A 2,278-nucleotide genomic window follows, 5' to 3' on the forward strand; every position below is an offset into this window, starting at 1 on the left:
AACTAACTCTATTTTCATTGCTAATAGGATGGAGAATTTTGATAGTAAATAATGATATAATAGTTTAATGAAGATTGGAGTGAAAGCTGTGAAACAGTTGCTAAGAAATATTCCCCCTGTGCATGAGCTGCAAAAAGACAATCGTTTTAATCTGTTGGCAGAAACTCACGGGATTGATTTTATACATATGACGAATCAGCTTAAAATTGTACTTTCTGAAGTTCGAGAAGAATTGACTTTAAATAAATGGTTTGGCGTAGTACCTGGAAGCAAGGATTTCATCGATGAGATTTTTAATAGGCTAGAGGCTGCCCTGCATAAACAACTAAATTACACATTAAAGCGTGTGATTAATGCGACAGGGACAATCCTTCACACAAATCTTGGCAGAGCACGATTAAGTGATCACGCCGCCCAGCACATGCTTGAAATAGCCCTTCATTATTCCAATTTAGAGTATCAATTGGAGGAAGGAAAGCGCGGCTCCAGACATAGTCATGTAGAAGCGCTGCTTAAGGAGCTAACCGGTGCAGAAGCGGCGATGGTTGTAAATAATAATGCCGCTGCTGTATATTTGATATTGAAGGCTTTAGCAAAAAATAAGGAAGTAGTCGTATCACGCGGTCAGCTCGTTGAAATAGGCGGATCCTTCAGAATCTCCTCCATTATGGGAGAAAGCGGGGCTGAGCTTGTTGAAGTTGGAACAACCAATAAAACACATCTTGCTGACTATGAAAATGCGATTACTGAACAAACAGCGATGATATTAAAAGTACATACTAGTAATTTTAAAGTAATCGGGTTTACAAAAGCAGTTGGAACAGAAGAATTAGCAAAGCTCTCCAGGGAAAAAAACATCATTTTCTATGAGGATTTGGGAAGCGGGGCTCTCTACGATTTTCAAAAACATGGTATCGGTGAGGAACCTGTTGTGAAAGATGTAATTAAGCAGGGGGCAGATATAGTTTCCTTTAGCGGAGATAAGCTATTAGGAGGTCCGCAAGCTGGAATTATTGCCGGTAAGAAAGAGTTAATTAGCCTAATAAAAAAACACCAGCTTTCTCGTGTTTTGAGGGTGGATAAAATGACTCTTGCAGCTCTCGAGGGGACATTGCTGGATTATGTTAAAGGGGATAAGGGGTTAAAAAATATCCCTGTTATTAGAGATATTTTAGTATCACAAGATGATCTTAAGGTAAGGACAGAGGCCTTTATTAAAAAATTGTTAAGCTCTTCTGATCAATATACCCTTTCTATTATGGAAAGTTTTGCACAAATAGGGGGAGGGACGATGCCAGAGGTTAGTCTTCCTTCATTTGTTTCTGTCATTAAGCATAAAAAATGGGAAGCAGAGCAGCTTGCTAAAAAATTAAGAACAGAATTCTCTCCTGCCATAGTTGTGCGTATTCAGAAAGAAGAAGTATTAATTGATTTAAGAACCGTTTCAGCGGATGAAGAAGCTTATATATTAGAAGCACTTCAGGCCCTATAAGCCTTTACAAAAAGCGTTCTCCAAAAAAACTTGGGGAACGCTTTTTTTTTACATATCATGGCTGGAATTGTTTTTTTGTCTCGTATGATTTCTGTTTTTCACCTTTTTTGATCCGCTTAACGGTTCGGGCTGTCCGGAATTATCTCCTTTAGGTGCATTTTTTCGCATATCCTTACTATCGTTCTTATTCATTTAAACATCCCTCCTAACAAATAGCATGGAAGGAAGCCGAAAAATTATACAGAATATTTTTTTTGATGACTGCACAATTTAACTTTATTCAGCATAAGTTTTCACCTTTATGGATGAAGCTGAATCCAAATGGGTATCTAATTCAGTGAGGATTCAAGCCTGGCTGAATTAAGTTGCCTCCGGCGGATGCCTCAGATTTTTTAAAGGAATTTATCGAGTGTTGCTCGATAAAAATCTGGGCGCAAATACGCCAAGGCGAATTTGATAATTTATTTAAATAAAGGAGTGAAACAGGGGATGCCATATAATAAGAATAAACAGCAAGCATTTCAGGCTGCACAGCAGGGAATGGAGGATGCGCAGGAGCTCTATTATGAAATTGTTAGGGATTCTGCCAATTACGGTCATCAGCTTAAGCATCTAAAACAAGAAGTAAACGAAGCTTACGAACAAATTGAAAATGCACTCGAGGTTGCATCTGAAACGCAGAGAATGCAGTTAGAAAAATTCCAGCAGGACTTAAGCACAATCGTTAATGAAGTAAATCAATACCATTAATATAGGATGTCAATTAAATAGCTGATAAAGGAAGCG

3 protein-coding genes are annotated in these 2,278 nt (G+C 38.1%); 2 read left to right on the plus strand and 1 reads right to left on the minus strand.

Annotation, left to right across the window (positions count from 1 at the left end):
• Positions 1 to 88 precede the first annotated feature (88 nt).
• Positions 89 to 1,492 carry an L-seryl-tRNA(Sec) selenium transferase gene (gene selA, locus V7149_RS21990; protein WP_335347723.1) on the plus strand — a complete coding sequence of 468 codons (1,404 nt, stop codon included), beginning with the start codon at positions 89 to 91 and terminating at the stop codon, positions 1,490 to 1,492.
• 48 nt (positions 1,493 to 1,540) lie between these two features.
• Here selA and V7149_RS21995 read toward each other — a convergent pair whose 3' ends face one another.
• Positions 1,541 to 1,684 (minus strand): small acid-soluble spore protein P, encoded by a 144-nt coding sequence (locus tag V7149_RS21995; RefSeq protein ID WP_335347724.1) that lies wholly within the window; start codon positions 1,682 to 1,684, stop codon positions 1,541 to 1,543.
• A gap of 297 nt (positions 1,685 to 1,981) precedes the next feature.
• Here V7149_RS21995 and V7149_RS22000 point away from each other — a divergent pair, with 297 nt between their 5' ends.
• Positions 1,982 to 2,242: a hypothetical protein gene (locus V7149_RS22000; protein ID WP_335347725.1), complete on the plus strand. Its 261-nt coding sequence runs from the start codon at positions 1,982 to 1,984 to the stop codon at positions 2,240 to 2,242.
• The last annotated feature ends 36 nt before the right edge of the window (positions 2,243 to 2,278 follow it).

It is taken from the genome of Bacillus sp. JJ1503, assembly GCF_036965125.1.
Lineage (GTDB): Bacteria > Bacillota > Bacilli > Bacillales > Cytobacillaceae > Cytobacillus.